The organism is Kitasatospora sp. NPDC006697 (assembly GCF_042869935.1).
In the GTDB taxonomy this organism is placed as follows: Bacteria; Actinomycetota; Actinomycetes; order Streptomycetales; family Streptomycetaceae; genus Kitasatospora.
The window spans coordinates 73,578-99,821 of the sequence record NZ_JBIAGU010000001.1 but is presented as its reverse complement, the minus strand read 5'-3'; the positions used below and the strand labels follow the sequence as shown (position 1 = coordinate 99,821).

General features: G+C 74.7%; 24 protein-coding genes. 19 read left to right on the top strand and 5 right to left on the bottom strand.

The annotated features are described in order from the left end of the window. Positions 1–20: 20 nt before the first annotated feature. The 11 genes from tatC to ACFYNO_RS00390 all read left to right on the top strand — a co-directional run bounded on the left by tatC (position 21) and on the right by ACFYNO_RS00390 (position 10,844). Complete coding sequence (tatC, locus tag ACFYNO_RS00440; RefSeq protein WP_388002759.1) at positions 21–971, top strand: twin-arginine translocase subunit TatC; 951 nt, start codon at positions 21–23, stop codon at positions 969–971. A 150-nt stretch (positions 972–1,121) separates the two neighbouring features. Further along, complete coding sequence (locus ACFYNO_RS00435; protein WP_388002756.1) at positions 1,122–2,285, top strand: NAD(P)/FAD-dependent oxidoreductase; 1,164 nt, start codon at positions 1,122–1,124, stop codon at positions 2,283–2,285. Positions 2,286–2,309: 24 nt separating this feature from the next. Then, positions 2,310–2,624 (top strand): (2Fe-2S)-binding protein, encoded by a 315-nt coding sequence (locus ACFYNO_RS00430; RefSeq protein ID WP_388002753.1) that lies wholly within the window; start codon positions 2,310–2,312, stop codon positions 2,622–2,624. After that, positions 2,605–4,014 carry an FAD-dependent oxidoreductase gene (locus ACFYNO_RS00425; protein ID WP_388002750.1) on the top strand — a complete coding sequence of 470 codons (1,410 nt, stop codon included), beginning with the start codon at positions 2,605–2,607 and terminating at the stop codon, positions 4,012–4,014. Before ACFYNO_RS00430 ends, ACFYNO_RS00425 begins: the two co-directional genes overlap by 20 nt. A 209-nt stretch (positions 4,015–4,223) precedes the next feature. Continuing rightward, positions 4,224–5,087 (top strand): dihydrodipicolinate synthase family protein, encoded by an 864-nt coding sequence (locus ACFYNO_RS00420; protein WP_388004275.1) that lies wholly within the window; start codon positions 4,224–4,226, stop codon positions 5,085–5,087. Between the two features lie 79 nt (positions 5,088–5,166). Continuing rightward, positions 5,167–6,171, top strand: coding sequence for a proline racemase family protein (locus tag ACFYNO_RS00415; protein WP_388002747.1), 1,005 nt, complete (start codon positions 5,167–5,169; stop codon positions 6,169–6,171). Next, a complete protein-coding gene (locus ACFYNO_RS00410) occupies positions 6,168–7,514 on the top strand; it encodes an aldehyde dehydrogenase family protein (RefSeq protein WP_388002744.1) in 1,347 nt (448 codons plus the stop codon). The genes ACFYNO_RS00415 and ACFYNO_RS00410 overlap by 4 nt, the downstream gene beginning before the upstream one ends. Next, a complete protein-coding gene (locus ACFYNO_RS00405; protein ID WP_388002741.1) occupies positions 7,514–8,488 on the top strand; it encodes a proline racemase family protein in 975 nt (324 codons plus the stop codon). Before ACFYNO_RS00410 ends, ACFYNO_RS00405 begins: the two co-directional genes overlap by 1 nt. After that, entirely contained in the window at positions 8,485–9,417 is a 933-nt protein-coding gene (locus tag ACFYNO_RS00400; RefSeq protein WP_388002738.1) for an ornithine cyclodeaminase family protein, read from the top strand. The genes ACFYNO_RS00405 and ACFYNO_RS00400 overlap by 4 nt, the downstream gene beginning before the upstream one ends. A 128-nt stretch (positions 9,418–9,545) precedes the next feature. Further along, positions 9,546–10,247, top strand: coding sequence for a GntR family transcriptional regulator (locus ACFYNO_RS00395; protein ID WP_388002735.1), 702 nt, complete (start codon positions 9,546–9,548; stop codon positions 10,245–10,247). Between the two features lie 324 nt (positions 10,248–10,571). Next, the gene (locus ACFYNO_RS00390; protein WP_388004272.1) at positions 10,572–10,844 is read left to right on the top strand and encodes a Uma2 family endonuclease; all 273 of its coding nucleotides are present in this window, start codon (positions 10,572–10,574) and stop codon (positions 10,842–10,844) included. Between the two features lie 16 nt (positions 10,845–10,860). Here the strand turns inward: ACFYNO_RS00390 and ACFYNO_RS00385 are convergent, their stop codons facing one another. After that, on the bottom strand, positions 10,861–11,571 hold the full coding sequence (locus ACFYNO_RS00385; RefSeq protein ID WP_388002732.1) for an ABC transporter ATP-binding protein: 711 nt from the start codon (positions 11,569–11,571) through the stop codon (positions 10,861–10,863). Further along, a complete protein-coding gene (locus tag ACFYNO_RS00380; RefSeq protein WP_388002729.1) occupies positions 11,568–12,641 on the bottom strand; it encodes an ABC transporter permease in 1,074 nt (357 codons plus the stop codon). Before ACFYNO_RS00380 ends, ACFYNO_RS00385 begins: the two co-directional genes overlap by 4 nt. Before the next feature lie 182 nt (positions 12,642–12,823). Between ACFYNO_RS00380 and ACFYNO_RS00375 the strand changes: the two genes are divergently transcribed. The 3 genes from ACFYNO_RS00375 (at position 12,824) to ACFYNO_RS00365 (ending at position 15,445) form a co-directional block, all read left to right on the top strand. Next, a complete protein-coding gene (locus ACFYNO_RS00375; protein ID WP_388002726.1) occupies positions 12,824–14,200 on the top strand; it encodes a sensor histidine kinase in 1,377 nt (458 codons plus the stop codon). Next, entirely contained in the window at positions 14,197–14,841 is a 645-nt protein-coding gene (locus ACFYNO_RS00370; protein WP_388002723.1) for a response regulator, read from the top strand. The genes ACFYNO_RS00375 and ACFYNO_RS00370 overlap by 4 nt, the downstream gene beginning before the upstream one ends. 103 nt (positions 14,842–14,944) lie before the next feature. Continuing rightward, positions 14,945–15,445 carry a GNAT family N-acetyltransferase gene (locus ACFYNO_RS00365; RefSeq protein WP_388002720.1) on the top strand — a complete coding sequence of 167 codons (501 nt, stop codon included), beginning with the start codon at positions 14,945–14,947 and terminating at the stop codon, positions 15,443–15,445. 137 nt (positions 15,446–15,582) lie between these two features. On the opposite strand, the gene ACFYNO_RS00360 is transcribed toward ACFYNO_RS00365, so the two are convergent. Together ACFYNO_RS00360 and ACFYNO_RS00355 are read right to left on the bottom strand one after the other, a co-directional pair. Beyond that, positions 15,583–16,536, bottom strand: coding sequence for a hypothetical protein (locus ACFYNO_RS00360; RefSeq protein ID WP_388002717.1), 954 nt, complete (start codon positions 16,534–16,536; stop codon positions 15,583–15,585). 269 nt (positions 16,537–16,805) lie between these two features. Further along, positions 16,806–17,936 carry a hypothetical protein gene (locus ACFYNO_RS00355; RefSeq protein WP_388002714.1) on the bottom strand — a complete coding sequence of 377 codons (1,131 nt, stop codon included), beginning with the start codon at positions 17,934–17,936 and terminating at the stop codon, positions 16,806–16,808. A gap of 129 nt (positions 17,937–18,065) precedes the next feature. Between ACFYNO_RS00355 and ACFYNO_RS00350 the strand changes: the two genes are divergently transcribed. The 4 genes from ACFYNO_RS00350 to ACFYNO_RS00335 all read left to right on the top strand — a co-directional run bounded on the left by ACFYNO_RS00350 (position 18,066) and on the right by ACFYNO_RS00335 (position 23,455). Next, positions 18,066–18,734, top strand: a complete 669-nt coding sequence (locus tag ACFYNO_RS00350; RefSeq protein ID WP_388002711.1) for a TetR/AcrR family transcriptional regulator — start codon at positions 18,066–18,068, stop codon at positions 18,732–18,734. 147 nt (positions 18,735–18,881) lie between these two features. Further along, the gene (locus ACFYNO_RS00345; protein ID WP_388002708.1) at positions 18,882–19,910 is read left to right on the top strand and encodes a nitronate monooxygenase; all 1,029 of its coding nucleotides are present in this window, start codon (positions 18,882–18,884) and stop codon (positions 19,908–19,910) included. 183 nt (positions 19,911–20,093) lie between these two features. Then, positions 20,094–22,964, top strand: coding sequence for an ATP-binding protein (locus ACFYNO_RS00340; RefSeq protein ID WP_388002705.1), 2,871 nt, complete (start codon positions 20,094–20,096; stop codon positions 22,962–22,964). Between the two features lie 185 nt (positions 22,965–23,149). Continuing rightward, positions 23,150–23,455, top strand: a complete 306-nt coding sequence (locus ACFYNO_RS00335; RefSeq protein ID WP_388002702.1) for a hypothetical protein — start codon at positions 23,150–23,152, stop codon at positions 23,453–23,455. A 229-nt stretch (positions 23,456–23,684) separates the two neighbouring features. Here ACFYNO_RS00335 and ACFYNO_RS00330 read toward each other — a convergent pair whose 3' ends face one another. Then, entirely contained in the window at positions 23,685–24,173 is a 489-nt protein-coding gene (locus tag ACFYNO_RS00330; RefSeq protein ID WP_388002699.1) for a glutathione peroxidase, read from the bottom strand. Positions 24,174–24,479: 306 nt separating this feature from the next. Here ACFYNO_RS00330 and ACFYNO_RS00325 point away from each other — a divergent pair, with 306 nt between their 5' ends. Next, a complete protein-coding gene (locus ACFYNO_RS00325; protein ID WP_388002696.1) occupies positions 24,480–26,228 on the top strand; it encodes an ABC transporter substrate-binding protein in 1,749 nt (582 codons plus the stop codon). Positions 26,229–26,244 lie beyond the last annotated feature (16 nt).

The following is a 26,244-nucleotide window of genomic DNA, read 5'->3' as shown; positions in this document are numbered from 1 at the left end:
CGAGTCACCAAGGACCGGGGTTGAGCAAGTCCTCCAAGCCGCCGAAGACGCCCGACGGACGGATGTCCCTGGGCGACCACCTGCGCGAACTGCGGAACCGGCTGGTGAAGTCGGCGCTGGCGGTGGTCGTGTGCACCATCGCGGCGGCGTTCTTCAAGGACCGGCTGCTGCACTTCCTGATGAGTCCGCTGCCGGCCTGCCTGCCGAACGGGCAGCCCAAGCCGGGGGTGAAGCACTGCGCGCAGATCGCGGTGATCGGTGTCACCCAGCCGTTCAACCTGACCCTGAAGGTCTGCGTCACCGCGGGCCTGGTGGCGGCGGTGCCGATCTGGCTCTACCAGCTGTGGGCGTTCGTCTCGCCGGGCCTGCACAAGCACGAGCGCCGCTACTCGCTGACCTTCCTGGGCCTGGGCACCCCGCTCTTCCTGGGCGGCGTGACCTGCGCCTACCTGCTGATGCCGACCACCATCGAGGTGCTGGGCTCGTTCACCCCGATCGGGGCGAGCCAGATCCTGCCGGTGGAGAACTACCTCAACATCGCCACCCGGATGCTGCTGGTCTTCGGCCTGGCCTTCGAGTTCCCGCTGCTGCTGGTGATGCTGAACCTGGGCGGGGTGCTCACCGGCAAGCGGATGCTGGGGTGGTGGCGCGGCATGGTGATGGCGATCACGATCTTCGCCGCGGTGGCCACGCCGAGCGCCGACCCGGTGAGCATGCTGGCGCTGGCCGCGCCGATCTGGATCCTGTACTTCCTGGCGGTGGGCTTCGCGCTGCTGAACGACCGGCGCCGGCGCCGGCGCAACCCGGACGCCGACCTCTCCGACGAGGAGGCCTCGCACGTGGACCTGTCGGTGGAGGAGGTGGCCGGCGCCGAGTCGGTGGCCGCGGGCGGGCCCGAGACGGCCTCGGCGGCCCCGGTGGCCTCGGTGCCGCCGGCCCGCCACTCCTACGCCGACGACGACGTCACCTGACGCCCCGTCACCCTTCTGCCACCGGTGCCCCGGTCCGCTGCCCGCGGACCGGGGCACCGGTGTTTCGGCCTCCCCGGTGGACCGTTGCGGCAGGCCACCGGTTCGGGGGGTCGGCTTGGCAGGCGAAAAACCATGTGACATATTACTGCCGTGCTCACGAGACCAACCCACGACGTCGTGGTGATCGGTGCCGGCGTCGTCGGTGCCGCCTGCGCGTTCTACGCCGCCCGCGCCGGGCTCTCGGTCGCCGTGGTCGACCGCGGACCGGTGGCCGGGGGGACCACCGGTGCCGGCGAGGGCAACCTGCTGCTCTCCGACAAGGCACCCGGCCCCGAACTGGAGCTGGCCCAGCTCTCCGCGGTGCTCTGGCGCGAGCTGGCCGAGGAGCTCGGCCCGCGCTTCGAGTACGAGCCCAAGGGCGGCCTGGTGGTCGCCGCCGCGCCCGCCGGGCAGCAGGCGCTGCGCGAGTTCGCCGCCACCCAGCGGGCGGTCGGCGTGATCGCCGAGGAGGTGGCCGGCGAGGCGCTGCGCGAGTTCGAGCCGCACCTGGCCGAGGGGCTGGCCGGCGGCTTCCACTACCCCGAGGACTCCCAGGTGCAGCCGGCGCTCGCCGCCGCTCACCTGCTCCGCGCCGCGACAGGGGCGGGCGCCGGGCTGCACCTGGGCGAGCGGGTGACCGGGATCGAGCTGGGCCCGGACGGCGCGGTGCGCGCCGTCCGCACCGAGCGCCGCACCCTGGCGGCCGGCGCCGTGATCAACGCCGGCGGCACCTGGGGCGGGGAGATCGCCGCGATGGCCGGCGTCGGGCTGCCGGTGCTGCCGAGGCGCGGCTTCGTGCTGGTCACCGAGCCGCTGCCGCGGGTGGTCCGGCACAAGGTCTACGCCGCCGACTACGTGGCGGACGTGGCCAGCGGCTCGGCCGCGCTGCAGAGCTCCGCGGTGGTCGAGGGCACCCCCTCCGGCACCGTGCTGATCGGCGCCACCCGGGAGCGGGTCGGCTTCGACCGCACCGTCTCCACCGCCGCGCTGGGCAGGCTGGCCCGGCAGGCCGCCGCGCTCTTCCCGTTCCTGACGGACGTGAAGGTGCTGCGCGCCTACCGGGGCTTCCGCCCCTACCTGCCGGACCACCTGCCGGCGATCGGCGCCGACCCCCGGGTGCCCGGACTGGTGCACGCCTGCGGCCACGAGGGCGCGGGCATCGGCCTGGCCCCCGCCACCGGCCTGCTGATCGCCGAGCAGCTGACCGGCCGCCGGCTGACCGGGGCCGAGCCGGTGGACCTGGCGCCGTTCAGCCCCGACCGCTTCACCGACTGACCCCCCGAGATCGGACCCCACGCCATGCGCCGAACCCCCGCCAGGCTGGCCGCCGCCGAGCCGGAGCCCGCCCACACCATCGAGCTGGACGGCCGGCCGATCCCCGCGCTGCCCGGGCAGACCATCGCCGCCGCGCTCTGGGCACAGGGCATCGTGGCCTGGCGCCGGACCCGGGTGGCCGACCGCCCGCGCGGCGCGTTCTGCGGGATCGGCGCCTGCTTCGACTGCCTGGCGACCGTCGACGGCCGCCCCAACCAGCGCACCTGCCTGCTCCCGGCCGAGCCCGGCACCACCGTCACCACCCAGGAGGGCCACGGTCATGCCGACCTCGCCGTCTGAGGCCACCGGGGCCGACCGCCCGTACGACCTCGCCGTGATCGGCGCCGGCCCGGCCGGGCTGGCCGGCGCGGTGACCGCCGCCGACCAGGGCCTGCGCTGCGTGCTGCTGGACGCCGGCGCGCGGCCCGGCGGGCAGTACTACCGGCACCCGTCGCCGGCCCTGCACGCCGCCCGCCCGGACCGGCTGCACCACCACTGGCCGGTCTACACCGGGCTGGCCGACCGGCTGGCCGAGCACCGCGCCGCGGGCCGGATCGACTACCTGCCGCAGCACCACGTGCACCTGCTGGAGCGCCGCGACCCCTGGCGGCTGCACGCCGCCACCGGTGCCGACAGCGGCGGCCGGGCCACCGTCACCGCCCGCGCGGTGCTGCTGGCCACCGGCGCCTACGAGCGGCAGCTGCCGTTCCCCGGCTGGACGCTGCCCGGCGTGGTCACCGCGGGCGGGGCGCAGGCGATGCTCAAGGCCGGCCTGGTGCTGCCCGGGAGCCGGGTGGTGGTGGCGGGCAGCGGCCCGCTGCTGCTGGCAGCCGCCGCCTCGCTGACGGCGGCCGGCGCCGAGGTGCCGGCCGTCGTGGAGGCCGGGAACTACCTCGGCTACGCCCGCCGGCCCGGTGTGCTCGCCGCCAACCCGGCCAAGCTGGTGGAGGCGGTCACCCACGGCGCCGCGCTGGCCCGCCACACGGTGCGGCTGCGCCGCTCCAGCGCCGTGGTCGAGGCACACGGCACCGACCGGGTGAGCGCCGTCACGGTGGCCCGGCTGGACCGCGACTGGCGGCCGGTGCCCGGCAGCGAGCGGAAGATCGCCTGCGACGCGCTGGCGATCGGCCACGGCCTGGTGCCGCAGCTGGAGCTGGCCACCGAGCTGGGCGCCGCCACCCGGCAGGTGCCGGACGGCACCCTGGCACTGGCCGTGGACCGCCGGCAGCAGACCACCGTGCCGGGCCTGTGGGCCGCCGGCGAGACCTGCGGCGTCGGCGGGGCCGAGCTGGCCGCCGCCGAGGGCGAGCTGGCCGCGCTGGCGGTCGCCGACCGGGCGCCCGCGGGCCGGGCGCTCTCGGCCCGCCGGCGGCTGCGCGGCTTCGCCGAGCTGATGGCCGCCGCGCACCGGCCCGGTCCGAGCTGGCGGGACTGGCTGCGGCCGGAGACCGAGGTCTGCCGCTGCGAGGAGGTGACCGCCGGACAGATCGACGAGGCGGTCACCGAGCTCGGCGCCACCGATCCGCGCAGCGTGAAACTGCTCACCCGGGCCGGCATGGGCTGGTGCCAGGGGCGGATGTGCGGTCCGGCGGTGGCCTGCCTCTCCGGCAGTGACAAGCCGACCGCCGACAGCCGCCCGCTCTCCTGCCCGGTCCGGCTCGGCGACCTGGCGGCGCTGCCCGAGGACTGACGCCGTCCCACAGATTTCCGCGCGCCCGGCCGTCCCGGTCGGGCGCGCGGAAGACCACCCCGGTGGCCGGCAGCACCCGGCAGCCGATGAACGACCCCGCGCGCCCCTTGCGTGTTCCGCTCAACTATCTATAAAATGTCACACCTCATCAAGGAGATGCCCTCGTGACGAACCCCACACACGACAGCACCCGTCCGTGGCGCGGCATCATGGTCGCCACCGCGCTCCCGCTGCGCGAGGACCTGTCCGTCGACTACGACGCCTACGCCGAGCACGTCAGCTGGCTGATCGCCAACGGCTGTGACGGCGTCGTCCCCAACGGCTCGCTCGGCGAGTACCAGACCCTGACCGCCGAGGAGCGGGCCAAGGTCGTCACCACCGCCGTCGAGGCGGCCGGCGACGGCTCCCGGGTCATGCCGGGCGTGGCCGCCTACGGCAGCGCGGAGTCGCGCCGCTGGGCCGAGCAGGCCGCCGAGGCCGGCTGCGGCTCCGTGCTGCTGCTCCCGCCGAACGCCTACCGGGCGGACGCCGCCGCGGTGCGCGCCCACTACACCGAGGTCGCCCAGGCCGGCGTGCCGATCGTGGCCTACAACAACCCGATCGACACCAAGGTCGACCTGGTGCCCTCGCTGCTCGCCCAGCTGCACGCCGACGGCAGCATCGTCGCGGTAAAGGAGTTCAGCGGCGACGTCCGCCGGGCCTACGAGATCGCCGAGCTGGCCCCGGGCCTTGACCTGCTGATCGGTGCCGACGACGTGCTGCTGGAGCTGGCCCTGGCCGGCGCCGTGGGCTGGATCGCCGGCTACCCGAACGCCTTGCCGAAGGCCTCGTCGGAGCTCTACCGGGCCGCCGTCGCCAAGGACCTGGCCACCGCGCTGCCGCTCTACAAGCAGCTGCACTCGCTGCTGCGCTGGGACTCCAAGACCGAGTTCGTCCAGGCGATCAAGCTGTCGATGGACATCGCCGGCCGTCCCGGCGGCCCGGTCCGCGCCCCCCGCGCGGCCCTGACCGGCGAGATCGAGGCGGCCGTCCGCGCCGCCACCGAGAAGGCGCTGGCCGAGGGCCTGCGCTGACCGGCTGAGCCGGGCCGATGAAGCAGCCCGCCGCCGCCACCGCAGTCGGCGGCGGGCTTCCCTCCGACGAAGGGTCACCATGCGCACCCGCCACGTCTTCCACGCCGTCGACTCGCACACCGAGGGCATGCCCACCCGGGTGATCACCGGCGGCTTCGGCGTGATCCCCGGGGCCACCATGGCCGAGCGGCGGATCCACTTCCAGCAGAACCTGGACCAGTTCCGCACCCTGCTGATGTACGAGCCGCGCGGCCACGCCTCGATGAGCGGTGCCGTCCTGCAGCCGCCGACGCGCCCCGACGCCGACTTCGGGGTGCTCTTCATCGAGGTCTCCGGCCTGCTGCCGATGTGCGGCCACGGCACCATCGGGGTCGCCACCGTGCTGGTGGAGACCGGCATGGTCCCGGTGGTCGAGCCGGTCACCACGATCCGGCTGGACACCCCCGCCGGGCTGGTGGTCGCCGACGTGGCCGTGGAGAACGGCGCCGCCACCGCGGTCACCATCCGCAACGTCGCCTCCTTCTCGGTCGACCTGGACCGCAAGATCGAGGTGCCCGGCTACGGCACGGTGGGCTACGACCTGGCGTTCGGCGGCAACTTCTACGCGATCCTGCCGCTGGCCGAGTTCGGGCTGCCCTTCGAGCGCGAGCGCAAGCAGGAGATCCTGCAGGCCGGCCTGGCCCTGATGGACGCGATCAACGCGACCGGCCAGCGCCCGGTGCACCCCGAGGAACCGTCCATCCACAGCGTGCACCACGTCTACCTGGCCGCCCCCGGCTCGACCGCCCGGCACTCCCGGCACGCCATGGCCATCCACCCCGGCTGGTTCGACCGCTCGCCCTGCGGCACCGGCACCTCGGCCCGGATGGCGCAGCTGCACGCCCGCGGCGAGCTGGCGCTGGACACCGACTTCCGCAACGACTCCTTCATCGGCACCACCTTCACCGGTCGGCTGGTCGAGGAGACCGAGGTGGCCGGGCGCCCCGCCGTGGTGCCCACGGTGACCGGCCGCGCCTGGGTGACCGGGACGGCGCAGTACTTCCTCGACCCGACGGACCCCTTCCCCGGAGGATTCCTGCTGTGAGCGTGACCTCGTACAACCCCGCCGACCCGACCGACCTGGTGGTCGAGGCGCCCGCCCCCGGCGCCGAGGGCGTGGCGGCCGCCGTGGCCCGGGCCCGGGCCGCCCAGCCCGGCTGGCTGGCCGCCGGCGCCGCGGCCCGCTCGGCCGCGCTCGGCAAGGCCGCCGACGCGATCGCCGGCCGGGCCGAGGAACTGGCCGCGCTGATGCTCCGGGAGGTCGGCAAGCCGCTCTCCGAGGCCCGCGGCGAGGTCGGTCGGGCCGTCGCCATCCTGCGCTACTACGCGCAGGCGCCGTTCGGCCAGGTCGGCGAGCTGCACGACACCGCCGCCGGCCCCGGCCTGCTCTACACCCGCCGCAAGCCGTACGGGGTGGCCGGGCTGGTCACGCCGTGGAACTTCCCGCTGGCGATCCCGGTCTGGAAGCTGGCGCCCGCGCTGGCCACCGGCAACACCGTGGTGCTCAAGCCCGCCCCGGAGGCGACCGCGCTGGGCCTGCGGCTGGCCGAGCTGATGGACCTGCCGGCCGACGTGCTGACCGCGGTTCCCGGCGGCGCCGAGGAGGGCACCGCGCTGGTCGGGGCCGCCGACATCATCTCCTTCACCGGCTCCACCGGCGTGGGCCGCTTCGTGGTCCGCACCGCCGCCGAGCGCGGCGTGCCGGTGCAGGCCGAGATGGGCGGCGCCAACACCGCCATCGTGCTGCCCGGCGCCGACATCGAGCAGGCCGCCGCCCACCTGGCCTACGCCATCGCCGGCTACGCGGGCCAGAAGTGCACCGCCACCGGCCGGGTGGTCGCCGTCGGCGACACCTACGGCCCGCTGCGCGAGGCACTGGCCAAGGCGATCCCCGCGGTCGAGGGCGGCCCGGTGATCAACGAGGCGGCCCGCACCAAGCTGGCCGGCGCGATCGACAGCGCGGTGGCCGGGGGCGCGGTCGCCGTGACCGGCGGGCAGGTGCCGGAGCAGGACGGCTGGTTCATCGAGCCGACCCTGCTGGAGTCGGTGCCCGAGGGCCACTCGCTGCTGACCGAGGAGTTCTTCGGCCCGCTGGCCGTGCTGCTGCCCGCCGCCGACCTGGACGAGGCGCTGGCGATCGCCAACGCCACCCCGCACACCCTCTCCGCCTCGGTGCACACCACCCAGTTGGACGTGGCGATGGCCGCGGCCGACCGGCTGAACGCCGGCATGGTGCGGATCAACGCCCCCTCCAGCGGCGTGGACTTCCACCTGCCGTTCGGCGGCTCCGGCGCGGCCTCCTACGGCTCGCGCGAGCAGGGCAGGGCGGCGCTCGAGTTCTACACCACCACCCGGACCGTCTCGCTGCTCCCGGCCGGCACGATCTGATGATCATCGAAACGGTCGACTACCACACCGCCGGTGAGCCCTTCCGGATCGTTCCGGCCGGGCTGCCGCCGGTGGCGGGGGACACCGTCGCCGAGCGCCGGGCCATCGCGCTCGGCGCCGGCGGGACCCCGACCAACCCGCGCCCCAGCGCGCTGGACACCGTGCGGCAACTGCTCACCCGGGAGCCGCGCGGCCACGCCGGCATGTACGGCGGGTTCCTGGTGCCGCCGGACGACAGCGAGGCCCACCTGGGCGTGCTCTTCTTCCACAAGGACGGCTACTCCACCGCCTGCGGCCACGGCACCATCGCGCTCGGCGCCTGGGCCGTGGACAGCGGGCTGGTCGCCGCGCCCGAGGACGGCCGGGCGCACGTGCGGATCGACGTGCCCTCGGGGCGGGTGACCGCCGTGGTCGAGCGGCGGGGCGGCCGGACCGCCTCGGTGGCCTTCCGCAACGTGCCCACCCGGGTGCTCGAGCGCGGCCGCAAGATCGTCACCGCGAGCGGCGCGTACGAGGCCGACCTGGCCGACTCCGGGGCGGTCTACGCTTCGGTGCGGGTGCCCGAGGTCTCGCTCGCCACCCTGCCGGAGCTGACCGCGCTCGGCCGCGAACTGCGCGCCGAACTGCTGGCCGACCACGACCTGTACGGCGTGATCTTCTTCCAGGAGCTGCCGGACACCCCCGACGGCCCCGCGCAGCGCAACGTCACCGTCTTCGCGGACGGCCAGATCGACCGCTCGCCGTGCGGCTCCGGCACCTCGGCCCGGCTGGCCCTGCTGGCCGACCAGGGCCGGCTGGCCACCGGCCAGGTGCTGCGGCACGAGTCGGTGATCGGCTCGGTCTTCACCGGCCGGGTGATCGGCGAGCGCGACGGCGCCTGGCTGACCGAGGTCACCGGCACGGCGCACCGCACCGGCGAGCACCGCTTCCTGCTCGGCGAGCAGGACGAACTGGGAACGGGGTTCCTGCTGTGAGCACCGCTGGGGCACTGCCCGTGCTGGCGGTCGACCTGACCGCCGAGGAGGCCTTCGCCGCGCTCACCGAGGTGCTGCGCGGCGGGCTGGACCCGGAGGACTGCCCGGCCCGGCTCAACGTGCCGGTGCCGGCCGGCGAGCTGCTGCTGATGCCGGCCGCCACCGCGCAGTACGCGGGCGTGAAGATCGCCGGGGTGGCGCCCGCCAACCCGGCGGCCGGGCTGCCCCGGATCACCGGCAGCTACCTGTTGCTGGACGGGCCCAGCCTGATGCCGTTGGCGCTGATGGACGGGATCGCGCTCACCTCGCTGCGCACGCCGGCCGTCACCGCCGTGGCGCTGGACCGGCTGGCCGCGCCCGGGGCGGCGCACCTGGTGCTCTTCGGCACCGGGCCGCAGGCCTACGGGCACCTGGCGGCGCTGCTGGCGGTGCGGCCGCTGGAGCGGGTCACTGTGGTCGGGCGCCGGCCCGAGGCCGTCGCCGGGCTGGTGGCGCACGCGGCCGGGCTCGGCCTGGCCGCGGCGGCCGGCACCCCGGAGGCGGTGGCGGAGGCGGACCTGGTGGTCTGCTGCACCACCGCGCAGGAGCCGCTCTTCGACGGCGCGCTGGTGCCGGACCGCGCGGCGGTCGCCGCCGTCGGCTCGCACTCGCCGGTCGGGCGCGAGGTGGACGGCGCGCTGGTCGGCCGGGCCGCCTGCTACGTGGAGGCCCGGGCGGTGGCGCTGCGCGAGGCGGGCGACCTGCTGGTGCCGCTGCCCGCCGACCCGCAGCTGCGGGAGGCGGCCGCCAAGGAGTGGACGAACCTGGGCGAACTGGTCGGCGGCGACGCGCAGGTGCCGACGGATCGGCCACGGTTCTTCAAGAGCGTGGGGATGGCCTGGCAGGATCTGGCGGTGGCGGCCGCGGTGCACCGGCGGTCCGCTGGGTGACCGCGGTCGGGCCGTGCGGCCCCCGACGTTCCCTGATGGCACGTCAAGCGGCATGATGGGTCAACCGTGAGCGCCCAACGAAAACGTGACATTGTACGCTGGTGCTCCGCACCATCCGGAGGACCGCAGTGACCGAGTCGAAGCCCCGCCCCCTCATCTCCGTCCAGGAGCGCCTGCGCGACCAGGTCGCGCACGCGCTGCGGGCCGCGCTGATCTCGGGTGAGCTGCGCCCCGGCGTGGTCTACTCGGCGCCCGCGCTGGCCGCGGACTTCGGCGTCTCGGCCACGCCGGTCCGCGAGGCGATGCTCGACCTGGCCCGCGAGGGCCTGGTCGAGGCCGTCCGGAACAAGGGGTTCCGGGTCACCGAGATGACCGAGCGCGACCTGGACGAGTTCACCGAGATCCGCGCCCTGATCGAGGTGCCGACCATCGGCGAGGTCACCCGCACCGCCACCCGTGAGCAGCTGGAGGCGCTGCGGCCGGTGGCCGAGGAGATCGTGGCGGCCGCGCGCAAGCACGACCTGATCGCCTATCTGGAGTCCGACCGCCAGTTCCACCTCAGCCTGCTGGCGCTGGCCGGCAACTCCCGCCTGGTCGAGGTGGTCGGCGACCTGCGCAAGCGCTCCCGGCTCTACGGCCTGACCCGGCTCGACCAGCGCGGCGAGCTGGTCTCCTCCGCCGAGGAGCACCTGGAACTGCTGGACCTGATGCTCACCGGCGACGTCGCGGCCTCCCAGGAGTGCATCGCGCGCCACCTCGGGCACGTGCGCTCGCTCTGGGCTGCGGGCGAGAGCGAGAAGTCGGCGCCGCTGCGGCTCGGACAGCGCTGAGTCGTACCGGGGTACGAGCGCGGACCGGTACCCCGGCGCCCCGGTAGCAGGCCGCGGAGCGGGCCGCCGCCTGCCCTGGGCCGGACACGGACACCAGAACCGCCCTCCGCAGCTGGGCCGTCCGGCACCGGGCACCGGCGAGCCGGCGCCGGCCGCCGCTTCGACGGCCCCTGGCCCTCGCGCACCTGGCGCGCGGTCGCAGCGGCGGGAGGGGCCTGCTTCGCGGTGTATGCCTTCGCGGGGGGATGAGGCGGCAACGGTCGGCGGCGGTTGACACCTGGTGGTGTGAAGAACGGCTGATCGGCGGGTAGGCGCCCCCCGTGCATCTTCCGCCTGGTCGCCGAGGTCACCTCGTCCGACATGGCCGACGACCTGCGCCGCAAGCCGCTCAGCTACGCCCAGGCCGCCATCCCGGTCTACGTCATCATCGACCGGACCAACCGCCGAGTGCTGGTGCTCTCCGACCCGCGCGACGGCGAGTACCGGGTGCAGGCGGTGTATCACCCGGGCCAGTCCGTCACGCTCCCGGCCTCGATCGGCGTGGAGGTCACCTTCGAGGTGGACTACGTGCTCGGCTCCGAGAAGCCGCAGGACTGACCCGGGGGCGCGCACGCTAGACCAGCCTCCCGTCGTGCATCTCCAGGACCCGGTCGGTGCGGTCCAGCAGGTCGCGGTCGTGGGTGACCATGACGGTCGCGGTGCGGTGCTCGCGGGTCACCTCGGCGAGCAGGCCGACGATCTGGCGGCCGCGCTCGTGGTCCAGGGCCGAGGTGGGCTCGTCGACCAGCAGCACCGAGGGGCTGCCGAAGAGCGCGCGGGCGATGTTGACCCGCTGGCGCTCGCCGCCGGAGAGCTGGTGCGGGCGGCGCTGCTGCTTGGGGCCGGCCAGGCCGACCGAGGCCAGCAGCGCCTCGGCCCGGGACCGCGCGGCGGAGGGGCGCTCGCCGCGCAGGTGGGAGAGGACCAGCAGCTGCTCGACCGCCGTCAGCGAGGCGAGCAGGTTGGACTGCTGGAAGACGATGCCCAGCCGCTCCCGGCGCAGCGCGGTGCGGGCGGCGGGGCTCAGCGCCCCCGCGTCCTGCCCGTCTATCAGCACCCGCCCGCGGTCCGGGGTGAGCAGGGTGGCGGCCACCGCCAGCAGGCTGGACTTGCCGGACCCGGAGGGCCCGACCACGGCGGCGAACTCGCCGGGGGCGACCTCCAGTGAGACCTCGTCCAGCGCGGTGAGGCGCTGCTCCCCGTCGGGGTAGGTGAGGGTGACGCCGTACAGGGCGAGGCCGGTGCGGGTGTGCAGGGCGGACTGGTCGGTCATGGCAGTGGTCATCGGGAGGCCCCCAGAGCGGTGATCGGATCGACGGCGGTGATGCGGCGCACGGCGAGCGCGGCGCCCAGCAGGCCCAGCAGCACCATCACGGCCACCGGCACGGCCACGCTGGCGGCGCTCAGGTCGAACGGCACCGCGGCCCCGGCGAGCAGGCCGCCCACGGCACCGGCCGCGCCGCCCAGCAAGGCCCCGCCCAGCAGCACCGCGGCGGCCTGGGCCAAGGCGTCCCGCACCAGGTAGCCGCTGCCGGCGCCGATCGCCTTCAGCACGGCGATGTCGGGCTTGCGCTGCACCGTCCAGACGGTGAAGAAGGCGCCGACCACCAGGGCGCTGACCGCGAACAGGAAGCCCTGGATCATCTGCAGGCTGCCCTGCTCGGCGGAGAAGCCGTCGATGCCGGACAGGGCGTCGTCCACCGGGACGGCCCTGGTGTTCTGCGCCCGGTCCACCGCGCCCGGGGCGGCGGCGCCGTCGAGCGAGACCGCGAGCGCGGTGGGCTGGGCCTGCCCGCTCACTTCCTGCCAGGTGGGGAGGGTGGTCCACACGGTGGGCGCGTGGGCGTAGGAGCGCTCGGCGGTGATGCCGGAGACGGTGAGGGTGCGCGCGCCTATCCGGACCTGCTGACCGACCGTCAGGCGGCTCTTCGAGGCGGTGTCCGACCCGACCGCCACCTGCCCGTCGCCCGGGGCGGCGCCCGAGGAGAGCGGCGGCAACAGGCCGGCCGGGGCACCGAGCACGCTCACCGAGACGGCCGCGCCGGTGCCGGTCAGCCGGGTCATCGCCAGGCCGATCCCGTCCGCCGCGCGGACCCCGGGGGCCGCGGCCCAGGCCGCCTGCTGCCCGGGCGAGACGGTGCTGGAGCTGAACGAGACGGTCGGATCGGCGCCGGCCGGGGCACCGAAGACGATCCGGTCGGCGGGCAGCTCGGCGATGGTGGAGGAGGCGGCCGAGGCCAGCCCACCTGTCAGCCCGTACAGGAAGACCACCAGGGTGGTGATCAGGGTGACCACCGCGCCCATCAGGGCGAAGCGACCCCTGGCGAAGCGGATGTCACGCAGGGCGACGAACATGGGCACCTTCTCGGATCGGAACGGTCGGCCGGTACGCCATCAACTCTCCCCAGCGACCGCGCCCCGCGGTATCGGCGAGACGATCGCCTTCCCGACCCACCGCACGATGGAGCCTCGAATACATCGAACGGTTGATACCGTGCCGCGTGAATCCGCGCAGGTCACGCCGTACTCTCGGTCCCGTGAGCCGTATCGACCGCCCCGACCTCGCCGGACCGGTGCCCACCGGTCATTCTGCGAGCACGCCCGCCCTGCGGATGATGAGCATCGCCCTGCACGGGCTGTTCTTCACCCTGCTGGCGGTGCTCGTCGTGCGCGGCCTGGCCACCGGCGAGCTGGGGCAGAACAGCCTGATCGGTGTGGTGCTGCTCGGCTCCGTCTACGCCCTCGGCGGGGTGGACGAGCGGCTGCGCTCCGACCGCCGCTGGGCCTGCGCCTGGCTCGCGGTGGTGCTGGTGCTCTGGACGCTGCTGACGCTGCGTCATGCCGAGTTCAGCTACCTGGCGTTTCCGCTCTACTTCGTGCTGCTCCACCTGCTGCCGCTGCGCTGGGCGGTGCCGGTGCTGCTGCTGGTGACGGGGGTGGTGGTGCTGGCCCAGGCGGAGACGGCGGGCGGCCTCACCACGCCCAAGGTGCTCGGCCCGCTGGCCGGCCTGGCCGTCGCGGTGCTCACCGCCGCCGGCTACGCGGCGCTCTACCGGGAGAGCCGGGAGCGCCACCAGGCGGTGGACATCGCGCTGCGGATGGTGGCCTCGCTCAACGCCGCCCGCACCGAGCTGGCCGAGAGCCAGCGCGAGGCCGGCCGGCTGGCCGAGCGGCAGCGGCTGGCCGCCGAGATCCACGACACCCTGGCCCAGGGCCTCTCCAGCATCCTGCTGCTGACCCGCTCCGCCGAGTCGGTGCTCCCGGGCGACCCGGCGGTGGCGGCCGAGCGGATCCGCGAGGCCGCCGCGACGGCCGCGGAGAACCTGGCCGAGGCCCGCCGCTTCGTCCGCGAGCTGACCCCGCCGGCGTTGGAGGAGGCCACCCTCACCGAGGCCCTGCGCCGCCAGTCGGCCCGGCGCGGCGCCGACTTCCACCTGGAGGGCGAGCCCTACCCGCTCCCGGTGGAGGCCGAGGTCGCGCTGCTCCGGCTGACCCAGGAGGCGCTGTCCAACGCCGTCCAGCACGCCTCGGCCGACCGGATCGCGGTCACCCTGGGCTACCTGGACGACGAGGTCACCCTCGATGTCTTCGACAACGGCGTCGGCTTCACCCCCGGTAGCCAGCGCCCCGGCGAGGACGGCGGGTTCGGCCTGCACGGCATGCGGGAGCGGATCGCCGCGCTCGGCGGCACGCTCACCGTCGAGTCCGCCCCGGGCGAGGGCACCGCCGTCGCGGCCTCGCTGCCGCTGCGCGCGCTCGACCTGGAGCGGGCGGACGGAGGCTACTCCTGGGCCGGGCCCGATCTCGACCCGGCGGACGGTCGGCACAGACCCGGCGCCGCCGCCGCCCCCGCTCCCGACCCCGCCCCCGACCCCACTTCTGTCCCACCGACCCCTGAAGGGAGTCGCCCGTGATCCGTGTCCTGCTGGTGGACGACCACCCGGTGGTCCGCCGCGGCCTGCGGGCCCTGGTCGACGACATGCCCGAGCTGACCGCCGTCGGTGAGGCGGGCGACGGCGCCGAGGCGCTGCGCCTGCTCGCCGAGCTGGAGCAGCGCGGTGAAGCCCGGCCCGATGTGGTGCTGATGGACCTCCAGATGACCGGAGGCATGCACGGCGTCGAGGCCACCCGGCGGATCACCGCGCTGCCCGATCCGCCCGCGGTGCTGATCCTCACCACCTACAGCACCGACGCCGACATCCTCACCGCCGTCGAGGCGGGCGCCACGGGCTACCTGCTCAAGGACGCCCCGCCGGAGCTGCTGGTCGCCGCCGTCCAGTCGGCGGCCCGCGGCGAGACGGTGCTCGCCCCGCCGGTCGCGGCCCGGCTGCTCGGCCGGGTCCGGGCCGGCCGCCCGTCGCTGTCGCCCCGCGAGGCGGAGATCCTGCAACTGCTGGCGGAGGGACTGCCGAACCGTCAGATCTCCAAGCGGCTGTTCATCAGCGAGGCGACGGTGAAGACCCACCTGGTGCACATCTACGAGAAGCTGAAAGTCGACAGCCGCACGGCCGCCATCGCGGCGGGCCTGGCGAACGGGTTGATCCGCCCGGCATGAGGGCGCCCGGGCGTATGAGGTGCTGCGGGCCGGCCGTGTGCGGCGGTTGAGCGGGGGCAGTGGGTCCTGGGGCAGTGGGCAACGGGCGTGGTGGAATTGCGTCATGACGACGCGGAACGTGACCTTGCGGCAGATGACGTCGGCCGAGTACGCGGTGGCGACGGAGCAGCGGGAGGCCGAGACGGCGCGGGTGCTCGGCCAGGTGATGTCGGAGGCACAGGCGTGGGAGCGGACCCGCAAGGGCACCGCGCAGTTCCTGCCGGACGGGCTCGGGACGGCCCGCCACCACCTGGTGGCGGCCGAGGACGCGGAGAGCGGCGAGGTCGTGGGCTTCGCGTGGATCGGCCCCGATCCGCGGCAGGCCGTGGGCACCGCCGACGCGGCCTGGCTCTACGACATCCGGGTCCTGCCGCCCCACCGCCGCCGCGGCTACGGGAGCGCGATGCTCCGCGCCGCCGAGGTACTGGTCGCGGAGGCCGGCTGGTCGGCGCTGGGGCTCAATGTCGCGGGTGACAACGAGGCGGCCATCGCCCTCTACCGCCGCGCAGGGTATGAGGTCTCCTCGATGTCGCTGCGCAAGGAGGTGCGGCCCGCCGGGGAGTGAGGGGAGTGAGCGGTACGGAGGATCGGGGGGACTCAGAGGCGGCGCCGCCCGCCACGAAGGCGACCGCCTGGCCGAAGCCGCTCCCGTGGGCAGTCGTGCGCGGGAGCGGCCCCGGAGCATTCAGGGGCGGGGGCGGGTCAGCCCTTGGTGACGCACTTGTTGGCGGAGTTCGACCAGAGGCCCTGGAGGTCGAAGCTGCCGGTGGAGAGCGGGACGAAGGCGTCCATGTTCTCGCAGGCGTCGCCGATCTCGCCGTTGCCGCCGTTCCAGCCGATGCTGGGCCAGAAGTCGGTCACCGTCTCCGCGTACTCGTGGGTCTCGGTGGACTCGATCCCGGAGAGCGCCCGGCCGTCGGTCAGGGTGGTGCAGCCGTCGACGCCGGTGTCCGGGACGTACGGCAGGTTGGTGTAGGCCAGCGTGCCGTAGGAGGAGCTGGTCTTGTCGTGCCAGGCGCAGAAGCCGCTGTTCGGGAAGCCGTCCGGGTGGGTGCCGGTGGCGGAGACGATGACGTACTGCGCGTTGAGGTTCGGCGCCTGGGTGGTGTTGCCGAAGTGCGAGGCCGCCTTGGCGGCCTCGGCGGCGAGCTGCGCGGCGGTGGCGCTGCCCGGGGCGGCGGCCGTGTTGTCGAACCAGGTGCCGGCCAGCGGCGAGCTGGTCGGGTGCTGGACGTGGGTGCCGTTGCTCCCGCAGGTCACGGTGCCCTTGGCGACGCCCTCGCAGTACTGGCTCAGGATGGTGCCCCAGGTGTCCTGGGTGCCGTAGAGGCCCTTGAACATGTTCTGCAGGTCGGGCGCCACACCCGCGGGGTCGCTGCTCCACTGCGAACCCCAGAAGACCAGGTAGACCTTCGGGGTCGGCGAGACCACGCCCTGGCTCGCGCTGGAGCCGACGCTCAGCGTGCTGGTGCTCCGGGCCGAGGCACTCTGGCTCTGGGCGCCGTGCACGCCGCCGTGCAGCGGCTTCATGCCGAAGTGGGTGGTGGTGGCCGAAGCCGGAGCGGCACCGGCGCCGGCGAAGCCGGCCGTGGCCAGGGCGGCCGCGCCGAGCACGGCCAGCGCGCGCCGCGAGGAGACGAGGGTGGGGAAAGGCATGGGGGAGTCCTCCCGGAGTGAGGGATCGGGGAGTGCGGGGGTAGCGCGCCGGGGAGGCGCGGGGTGCAGCGGCTACCCAACCAGTCCGCCCTGGGGGACGTCCATACCTCGGACATGACAAGACAATAGGTTTTACTGAGCTGTCATCAGCAGGCGACAACTTGTCCTGACGAAACTGCCCGCACCAGGAGATTCTGGTGCGGGCAGGAACGACCGGCGGTGCAGGATCAGCGATGCAGGATCAGCGGGCCGGGGTCAGCGGGTGAGGTTCAGCAGACGGGGATCAGCACCGTCAGCGTGAAGCGCTGCGGGTCCGGGTTCTGCGGCGCCTCCTGAGTGACCGTCACCGGAATGCTGGTGCCGGGCACGGCGGCCGGGTCCACCTGGAGCGCGAAGCCGCGGTTGAAGCTGGCCCAGGTGTTGTTGACCGAATCGTCGCAGGTCGCGGTGGTGCCGTCCGGCGAGATGGTGCAGGGCCGGTAGTCCGGCGCGGTGCTCAGCCACTTCGACCCCGCCGGCAGGGTGGCCACCACCCGGCCGGTGAACGAGGAGGAGGACGGGCCGAGGTTGCGCTCCAGCACCTCGAAGTCGGCCGGGTTGCCGGGCGCGGCCGGCTTGGGCGGCCGCCACAGCTCCAGCACGCCGTTGGTGACCGGCGCCGAGGTGTCGAAGGCCCAGGTGGCCGAGTTGTCGTCCGGGTTCTGTGCCGGGTCCCAGGTGACCACGGCCGTGCCGCCGGGGTAGCTCTTCGGGCCGGGCGTGGTGGAGAGCGAGCTGGCGAAGATCTGCTCGGTCTCGCACTGCGCGGGGGCGAGGTTCTGGGCGACCTGGAAGCGGATCCAGTTCCAGCCGCCGTCCGAGCCGCCGTGGTTGGTCCTGAGCACCAGGCCGGGGGTGGCCGGGCCGTTGACCACCAGGGTCGCGGAGGCCGGCGTCTCGGTGCCGTTGTTGCAGACCGTCACCAGCACCGTGCCGACGGCCCCGGGGGCGGTCGGGAACGAGGGCGGGCTGACCGAGACGCTGAGGTCCTTGCCGTAGGCGGCCCGCCGGCCCGCCCCCGCCGGCCGCGCGGCCGACCGCACGGCCGGGCCGACCAGCATGTGCGGCGCGACCCCGACCGTGGGCGGCAGTGCCGGACTCCGTCCGGCGGGAGCAGCGGCGGAAGCGGGTGCAGCAGCGGAGGCAGGGGCCGCGGAAGAGGAGCCGGCCGGGTCGGCCGGCCCTCCGGACGTCGGACCGGCACCGGAAGTCGACACCGTCGACTCCGGCGTCGACTGCACGGGCGACTGCAAGGGCGACTGCGCGGTCGGCATCGGACGTCGGGTGTCGGCCGCCTGCGCGACCTGGGCGAACGGCAGCGGCAGCAGAACGGCTGCCGCGAGCAGCGTGGGGATCCGCATGGGTGGTACTCCGTGGCGAGGTGGGGGAGGGACGTCGTCGTCCCGATGTGAAACTACGCAGGGCCAGGGCGGATCGCTCTGCGAAGTTACTCCGCCCGGTGCCGGGCACCGGTGTGGGAGGATCACCCAATGCCCACCCACCCCGTGCCCCCGCACGACCTCTCGCCGCCGCCCGCGCCCCGCAGCGCCCGCGCCGAGGTGCTGGCCGCGGCCGCCGAGCTGTTCACCCGCGACGGCTACCCCGCCACCACGACCCGGGCCGTGGCCGAGCGCGCGGGCATCCGCCAGTCCACGCTCTACCACCACTTCGCGAGCAAGGACGACATCCTCGCGACCCTGCTGGAGTGCACCGTCGCCCCGTCGCTCGCCTACGCGCAGCGCCTGCTGGCCGGGAGCGAGCCGGTGCCGGGCGCGCGGCTCTGGGCGCTGGTCCGGTTCGACACCGACCTGCTGCTCTCCGGCCTCTCCAACCTGCTCGCGCTGCACCAGCTGCCGGAGGTGCGCGGCGAGCGCTTCGCCGGCTTCCGTGAGACCCGCTGCCAGAAGGCCGCCGCCTACCGCGAGCTGATCGCCACGCTGGAGCCGTCCGACCCGCTCTCCGAGGCCGAGCTGCACCTGCGTGCCGAGCTGGTGCTCGGCCTGGTCGAGGGCTCGGTCGCGGTGGTCCGCGAGTGCACCCGGCAGGAGTCGCGGCTGACCCCGGAGGCGGTCGCCGACGCCGCCGTGCGCCTGGCCGCAGGCGACGGCTGCCCGCCCGAGCGCCTGGCCCTGGTCCGGACCGGCGCCCGCATCCTCTGAGCCGCCGAGCCCACCCGCACTGCCGAGCCCGCCTGCACTGCCGAGCCCACCCGCGCCGGCAACCCCACCCGAGCCCGCGCCCCCGCGCCCGAGCCGCACCCGCCGCCCCTGCCCGCCCGCCGAGCTGACGGTCCGTAGAGTGGCGCCGTGTTCTCACTCCAGGACCTCGCGCTCCCCATCATCGCCGCCCCCATGGCGGGCGGCGCCTCCACGCCGGAACTGGTCGCGGCCGTGAACGCGGCCGGCGGACTCGGCTTCGTGGCCGCCGGCTACCGCACCGCCGCCGCCACCGCCGAGCAGATCGCTCGGACCAGGCAGCTCACCGACCACCCGTTCGGCGTCAACCTCTTCGCCGCCGCGCCCAGCGACCCGGCCGCCGTCGCCGCCGTGCCCGCCTACCGCGAGCTGCTGCGCCCGGAGGCGGACCGGCTCGGCGCCGAACTGCCCACGGCCTTCCCCGCCGACGATGACGACTGGCCGGCCAAGATCGCCGCGCTGGTCGCCGACCCGGTCCCGCTGGTCTCCTACACCTTCGGCCTGCCCAGCCCGGCCGAGGCCGCCGCGCTGCGCGCCGCGGGCACCGCCCAGGTCGCCACCGTGACCAGTGCGGCCGAGGCGGCGGCCGCCGCCGAGCTGGGCATGGACGCGCTCTGCGTGCAGGGCCCGGAGGCCGGCGGCCACCGCGGCACCCACGACGCCGCCGCCGAGCCGGGCACCGAGCCGCTGCCGGAGCTGCTGGCGGCGGTGCGTTCGGCGGTCCCCGGCCTGCCGCTGGTCGCGGCCGGCGGGATCGGCGACGGCGCCGCGATCCGGGCCGCCCTGGCCGGCGGCGCCACGGCCGTGCAACTGGGCACCGCCTACCTGCGCACCGACGAGGCCGGCACCTCCCCGGGCCACCGGGCCGCGCTGGCCTCCGGCGAGTTCACCGAGACCGCCGTCACCCGGGCCTTCACCGGCCGCCCGGCCCGCGGCCTGCGCAACACCTTCATGGACCGCCACGCGGGCCAGGCCCCTGCCGCCTACCCCGAGGTGCACCAGCTGACCGCCCCGCTGCGCGCCGCCGCGGCCAGGGCCGGCGAGAGCCAGTCCATGCACCTCTGGGCGGGCACCGCCTTCCGCTCCGCCCGCCCCGGTCCGGCCGCGGAGTTGACCACCGCGCTCTGGGCTCAGGTTTGACCAGAATTCAACAAACGGCCACAGGGCGAAACAACGCAACGATTGGGCACCCGGAGGGGGGAGCGGCGCCGATCGCCGTCATGATGGGCATATGGCCGCACCGCACCCTCAGCTGACAGCCCCCACGGAGACCGCGACGATCGCCCTGGGGACCGCCCGGACCGGCGCTGGTGGACGGGTCGGATGCCGGTGAGCGGGGCGGGGTTCGGTTTCGTCGGACGGCAGCGCGAGCTGGACCGGCTGGTCGCGGCGGTGCGCCGCCCGCCGGCCGTGGTGCTGGTCGAGGGGGAGGCGGGGATCGGCAAGTCCCGCCTGGTCGCCGAGGCGCTGGCGGCCGGCGCCGAGGGCCACGTGCTGACCGGCTTCTGCCACCCGCTGCGCGAGCCGCTGCCGTTCGGCCCGGTGGTGGACGCGCTGCGCGGGGTCGGCCCGCTGCTGCCGCCGGTGGAGCGGATCCCGCCGAGCGCGGGCGCGCTGGCCCCGCTGCTGCCCGACCTGGCCGACCGGCTGCCGCCCGCGCCGCCCAGCCCGGACGACCCGACCGCCGGCCGGCACCGGCTGGTCCAGGCGGTGCGGGCGCTGCTCGGCGCGCTCGGCCAGGTGGTGCTGGTGATCGAGGACCTGCACTGGGTGGACGATGCCACCCGGGAGCTGCTCCTGCTGCTGGCCCGCGACCTGCCGCCGGGCCTGGCCCTGGTGCTCACCTACCGGGCCGAGGACCTGCCGCCGGACACCCCGGTGCTCGGCGCGGCCTACCGCCGCCCGCCCGGCGTGGGCGGCGCGCTGATCCGGCTGGAGCCGCTGGGCGAGCCGGAGGTGCACGAGCTGGCCCGGGCGGCGCTCGGTGCGCTGGCCACGCCCGCGCTCGGCCGGGTGCTGTACCGGCGCAGCCAGGGCCTGCCCCTGGTCGCCGAGGAGGACCTGATCACGCTGGTGGAGCGGGGCGACCCGGCGGCCCTGGCCGACGGCGCCGAGCTGGCCGCCGACCTGGAGCAGTCCGAGGTGCCGCGCGGCCTGCGCGACGCCGTCACCGAGCGGCTGGCCGGCCTCACCCCGGTGGCCGACCAGGTGGTGGCCGCTGCCGCGGTGCTCGGCGTGCCGGCCGACGAGGAGATGCTGGCCGCGGTGGCCGGCCTGACCGCCGAGGAGGCCGCGGCCGGCCTGACCGAGGCGCTGCGGGTGGCCGCTCTGCACGAGCCGTCGAACGCGACCTACGCCTTCCGCCACGTGCTGGCCCAGCAGGTCGCCTACCGCCGGATCCCGGGCCCGCGCCGGGCCGCCCTGCACCGCCGGGCGGTGGAGGCGCTGACCGTCCGCGAGCCCCGCCCGCTGGTGCAGATCGCGCACCACACCCTGGCGCTGGGCGACCGGCCGGCCTGGCAGCAGGTCGCCGAGGAGGCGGCCGCCCAGGCGGTGGCGCTGGGCGACAGCGGCAGCGCCGGCGCGCTGCTGCGCAGCCTGCTCGCCGAGCCGGGCCTGGACGCGGTGCGACGCGGCCGAGCAGCGCTGGCGCTCTCCCGGATCGCGGCGGACGGCGTGGACGCGGTGGCCAGCGCCCAGCTGCTGAACGGCATCATCGCCGACCCGCAGCTCTCGGTCGCCGACCGCGGCGAGATCCGGCTCACCCTGGGCCTGCTGATGGCGGTCCAGGGCGGCGACCGGGCCGGCTTCGACCAGATCGAGCAGGCCGTCGGCGAGCTGACGGAGCGTCCGGCCCGGGCGGCCCGGGCGATGGTGGCGCTGGCGATGAACGAGCGGGAGAGCGCCGGGCAGCGCTCCTGGGGCTGGCTGGAGCGGGCCGGGCAGGCGCTCGCCGCGCAGCCGGACGAGGCGGTCGAGGCCGCCGTCCGGGCCACCCGGCTGACCTTCCTGGCCCGGGAGGGCAACCCGGCGTGCTGGCCCGAGCTGGAGCTGCTGCCGCAGACCGCGGAGAACGCCGAGGTGGTGCGGCAGACCACCCGGGCCCTCTACAACGTGGGCGACGTCGCGGTGGACCTCGGCCACGACGGGCGCGGCCGCCGGCTGCTGCGGGACAGCGCCCGGCTGGCCGGCCGGGCGGCGATCCCGTACCTGGAGTGCTACAGCCGGATCGCGCTGCTGCGGCTGGACGGCCTGGCCGGCCAGTGGGACGGCATGGAGGAGCGGTTCGCCGCGCTCGGCGCGGAGTACCAGGAGCTGGCGATGATGCGCACCGAGCGGTCCATGCTGCTGGGCCGGATCGCGGCGGCCCGCGGCCGGCTGGCGCTGGCCCAGCGGGAGTACGCGGAGGCGCTGGCGGCCGGCGAGCGGGAGTCCCAGGTGACCCTGGTGCTGCGCGGCGCGGCGGGCCTGGCGTCGCTGCGGCTGGCGGCCGGCGAGCTGGAGGCGGCCGCGGCCACCCTGCGGCCGGCGCTGGCCGCGCTGCGCGAGTCCGGGGCCTGGGCCCGGTCGGCCGAGCTGCTGCCGGTGGCGGTGGAGTGCTCGCTGGCGCTGGACGACCGGGCGGCGGCCGAGGCACTGGTCCGGGAGGCCGCCGAGGCCTTGCTGGAGCTGGACGCGCCGGCCGTGGTGGCCGCGCTGGAGCACGCCCGTGGACTGCTGCTGGAGGCCGTCGACGCGAAGGCGGCCGCGGCCGCCCACGAGCGCTCCCGGGCCGCCTGGCAGCGGATCGGGCGGCCCTACGAGGCGGCCCGGGTCGCCGAGCGGCTGGCCCGGGCGCTGGCCGAGCCCGACCCGAACGGCGCCGAGGAGGCGCTGGGCGCCGCCGAGGAGGTGTTCGAGCGGCTGGGCGCGACCTCGGACGCGGCCCGCTGCCAGGCGCTGCGGCGGGATCTGGGCCTGGGCCGGCCGGCCTCCCCGGGCCGGCGCGGCTACGGCCAGGGCCTGTCGCCGCGCGAGCGCCAGGTGGCCGAGCTGCTCGCCCAGGGCGTGGGAAACCAGGAGATCGCCCAGGCGCTCTTCCTCTCGCCCCGCACCGTGGAGCACCATGTGGCCAACGTGCTGCGCAAGCTCGGGGTGGCCCGGCGGGAGCTGCGCGACGCGCTGGCGGCGCAGGACCCGGGCGGCACGGGGTGACGGCGGGTCAGCCCCTGCGGGGCGGCGGGTCGGCACAGCCGCCCTGCGGGGCGGAAATCCGCTGACCGGCGCGTTACCTAGGGTTCGAAGAGGGCCTATGGGTAGCGCCACCCATTGTTCACCTAGCGCGGTGTCGAGTCTCCTGGTGCGGCAAGCAGTCGTTCCACCTGCGGGAGGTCGAGCCGATGGGAACTCGCGTACTGCCCGGTGTCGCCGAGCTGGTCGAGGCCGGCGCCCTGGGACTGCCCGATGCGCGCGGACGGCGCGAGCGGTTCCGCCGCTACGCCCGCGAGCACTTCGTGGCCCTCGAGTTCGGCGACGAACTCGTCGCCGGGCTCACCGCCCGGCTGATCCCGCACCCGCGCTTCGCGGTCCAGCCCTGTCCGGCGGCCCTGGTCCAGCCGGCCCGCCGCCGGGCCGCGGGGCGCACCCCCGGCCTGGCCAGGCTGGCCCGGCTCAGCCGGGTGGTCCCCGGAGCCGAGGCGCTCTGAGACCGGTGCGCGCCGTCCGTCCGCGGCCGCGCTCCGGTACCCCTGGACGTCGGTCGGCCCGACCCTGCAGCGGGCCGGCCGACACCCGTCACCTGACACCCCGTGAACTGACGCGCCGGCGGCTGATCCTGAGTCAGCCGCCGCCGCGCCGGAGCACCACCCCCGCGGCCCGCGCCGCGGGGGTGGCGGCGTTCCGGGGCGTTGTCCGTGGTGCCGTCAGAGCACGGACTCAGGCCGGCAGCCGGGCCTCGATGGCGGCGGTGACCACCGCGTCCTCGGGCTCGGTGCGCGGGCGGAACCGGCCGACCACCTCGCCGTCGGCGGAGACCAGGAACTTCTCGAAGTTCCACTGCACGTCGCCGGCGGCGCCCTCGGCGTCGGCGAAGGCGGTCAGCTCGACGAAGAGCGGGTGCCGCTGCTCGCCGTTGACGTCCGTCTTCTCCAGCAGCGGGAAGGTGACGCCGTAGCTGGTGGAGCAGAAGGTCTGGATCTCCTCGGCACTGCCGGGCTCCTGGCCGGCGAACTGGTTGCACGGCACGCCCAGCACCGTGAACCCGCGGGCGGCGTACCGCTCCTGCAGCCGCTCCAGGCCCGCGTACTGCGGGGTGAGGCCGCACTTGGAGGCGACGTTGACGATCAGGACGGCCTTGCCCTTGTACTCGGCCAGCGAGGTGGGCTCGCCGCCCAGGGTGCGCAGCGGGATGTCGTGGAGGCTCATGTCGAGCGGCCTTTCGGGTCGGGTCACAGCAGTACCCGGTCCACGGTAGCGCCCTGACGGGAGATCACGGAGGCGTCTCCCCGTTGTGCGCTGTTTGTCTATCAACTAGTCGCTGACCAGCCGTTTTGTCACCGTACTGGCAAGTGCCGCAGGCACCGTACGGACACAGCTGGATAACGGAAGCGGTCACCTCTTGCCTGTGCAATTTCACATTACTATGTTACGGGTCACACCTCGACGGCGGTTGCCCATCGGTCCCCGCCCGAGCTCGCGGCTCAACTCGGGCCCCCCATCGCGGAGATGCACATGACCAGGCGTACCCACGTCGCCCTTGCGGCGGCGATCGCGACGACACTCACCCTCGGTCTCGGGGCGTGTTCCAAGACCAGCCACAACGATGGCAACGGCCCGGGCCCGACCCAGAGCGCCAACGGCCTGACCTCGCAGACGGACATCATCGGCGGTACCCCGGTCAAGGGCGGCACGCTGCACATCCTGTCCAACCAGGACCTCGCCTTCCTCGACCCGGCCCGCAACTGGACCGAGCCCGAGATGGACTTCGGCCTGCGGCTGCTCTACCGCTCGCTGACCACCTTCGAGGCCTCGCCCGGCCCGGACGGCCTGAAGGTCGTCGGCGACCTCGCCACCGACACCGGTGAGCCCAGCGCGGACGACAAGACCTGGACCTTCAAGCTGAAGCCCGGCCTCAAGTACGAGGACGGCTCGCCGATCGTGACCCAGGACATCAAGTACAACGTCGAGCGGTCCTTCGACCCCGACCTCTCCGGCGGCCCGGACTACGCCAAGCGCTACCTGGTGGCCCCGGCCGACTACAAGGGCCCGACCAAGAGCGGCGAGCTGGGCAACGACTCGATCGAGACGCCGGACGCCGGCACCATCGTCTTCCACCTGAACCGTCCGGTCGCCGAGTTCGGCCAGACCGTCACCCTGCCCACCTTCGTCCCGGTCCCGAAGGCCAAGGACACCGGCACCACCTACAGCAACCACCCGGTCGCCTCCGGCCCGTACAAGATCGACACCTACGACCGGGGCAAGCAGCTCACCCTGGTCCGCAACACCAACTGGGACGCGGCCGGCGACTCGGTCCGCAAGGCGTACCCGGACAAGATCGTGATGGACCAGACCGGCAGCCCCGAGGGCATCGCCGACCGCATGATCTCCGACCAGGGCGACGACCAGAGCGCGATCATGTACGCCGACATGTCGGCTTCCAAGGTCGCCGACGTGGTCACCAACCCGGCCGTCAAGTCGCGCCTGGTCAGCGAGAACGAGAACTGCACCACGATGCTGGCGCTGGACAACAGCAAGGCGCCGTTCAACGACCTGAACGCCCGCATGGCGGTGGAGTACGCGCTGGACCGCGACGCCTTCGTCACCGCGGTCGGCGGCCCGCAGCTCAGCGGCGTCGCGACCACCTACCTGCCCCCGGCGCTGACCGGCGGCACCGCGGTGGACCACTTCAAGATCCCGGGCGGCGGCGACACCGACAAGGCCAAGGACTACCTGGCCAAGGCCAACCTGTCCGGCGGCTTCTCCACCACCATCACCGTCTCGATGGCCCAGAAGACCCAGGCCGAGGCGATCCAGGCGGCGCTGAAGCGGGTCAACATCAACGTCACCATCAACGCGATCGACGCCGCGCAGGTCAACTCGACCACCGGCAACAAGGACAAGCAGACCGGCATGACCATCACCGGCTGGTGCCCCGACTACCCGTCCGGTTCCACCTTCCTGCCGATGATCTTCGACGGTCGCCTGATCACCGACACCGGCAACTTCGGCGACAAGACCCGGTTCAACGACCCGGCCGTTAACGCCGAGATCGACCGGATCGAGAACCTGACCAACATCGACGAGGCCAACAAGGCCTGGACCGCCCTCGACTCCAAGATCATGGACGAGATGCCGGCCCCGCTGCTGACCTGGCAGAACAAGCCGCTGCTGGTCGGCTCCAACGTCGCGGGCGCCTTCGGCTCCCCGATCTGGTCGGCGCAGATCGACTACGCCACCATTGGCCTGAAGTCCGCGAAGTAAGAAGGCTGTACCCAAG

Coding starts and splice junctions, on each gene's coding strand:
- ACFYNO_RS00430 (WP_388002753.1), top strand. CDS start 2,310: ATGCGCCGAACCCCCGCCAGGCTGGCCGCCGCCGAGCCGGAGCCCGCC.
- ACFYNO_RS00425 (WP_388002750.1), top strand. CDS start 2,605: ATGCCGACCTCGCCGTCTGAGGCCACCGGGGCCGACCGCCCGTACGAC.
- ACFYNO_RS00420 (WP_388004275.1), top strand. CDS start 4,224: ATGGTCGCCACCGCGCTCCCGCTGCGCGAGGACCTGTCCGTCGACTAC.
- ACFYNO_RS00415 (WP_388002747.1), top strand. CDS start 5,167: ATGCGCACCCGCCACGTCTTCCACGCCGTCGACTCGCACACCGAGGGC.
- ACFYNO_RS00405 (WP_388002741.1), top strand. CDS start 7,514: ATGATCATCGAAACGGTCGACTACCACACCGCCGGTGAGCCCTTCCGG.
- ACFYNO_RS00385 (WP_388002732.1), bottom strand. CDS start 11,571: ATGACCACTGCCATGACCGACCAGTCCGCCCTGCACACCCGCACCGGC.
- ACFYNO_RS00380 (WP_388002729.1), bottom strand. CDS start 12,641: ATGTTCGTCGCCCTGCGTGACATCCGCTTCGCCAGGGGTCGCTTCGCC.
- ACFYNO_RS00365 (WP_388002720.1), top strand. CDS start 14,945: ATGACGACGCGGAACGTGACCTTGCGGCAGATGACGTCGGCCGAGTAC.
- ACFYNO_RS00360 (WP_388002717.1), bottom strand. CDS start 16,536: ATGCCTTTCCCCACCCTCGTCTCCTCGCGGCGCGCGCTGGCCGTGCTC.
- ACFYNO_RS00355 (WP_388002714.1), bottom strand. CDS start 17,936: ATGCGGATCCCCACGCTGCTCGCGGCAGCCGTTCTGCTGCCGCTGCCG.
- ACFYNO_RS00350 (WP_388002711.1), top strand. CDS start 18,066: ATGCCCACCCACCCCGTGCCCCCGCACGACCTCTCGCCGCCGCCCGCG.
- ACFYNO_RS00340 (WP_388002705.1), top strand. CDS start 20,094: ATGCCGGTGAGCGGGGCGGGGTTCGGTTTCGTCGGACGGCAGCGCGAG.
- ACFYNO_RS00335 (WP_388002702.1), top strand. CDS start 23,150: ATGGGAACTCGCGTACTGCCCGGTGTCGCCGAGCTGGTCGAGGCCGGC.
- ACFYNO_RS00330 (WP_388002699.1), bottom strand. CDS start 24,173: ATGAGCCTCCACGACATCCCGCTGCGCACCCTGGGCGGCGAGCCCACC.
- ACFYNO_RS00325 (WP_388002696.1), top strand. CDS start 24,480: ATGACCAGGCGTACCCACGTCGCCCTTGCGGCGGCGATCGCGACGACA.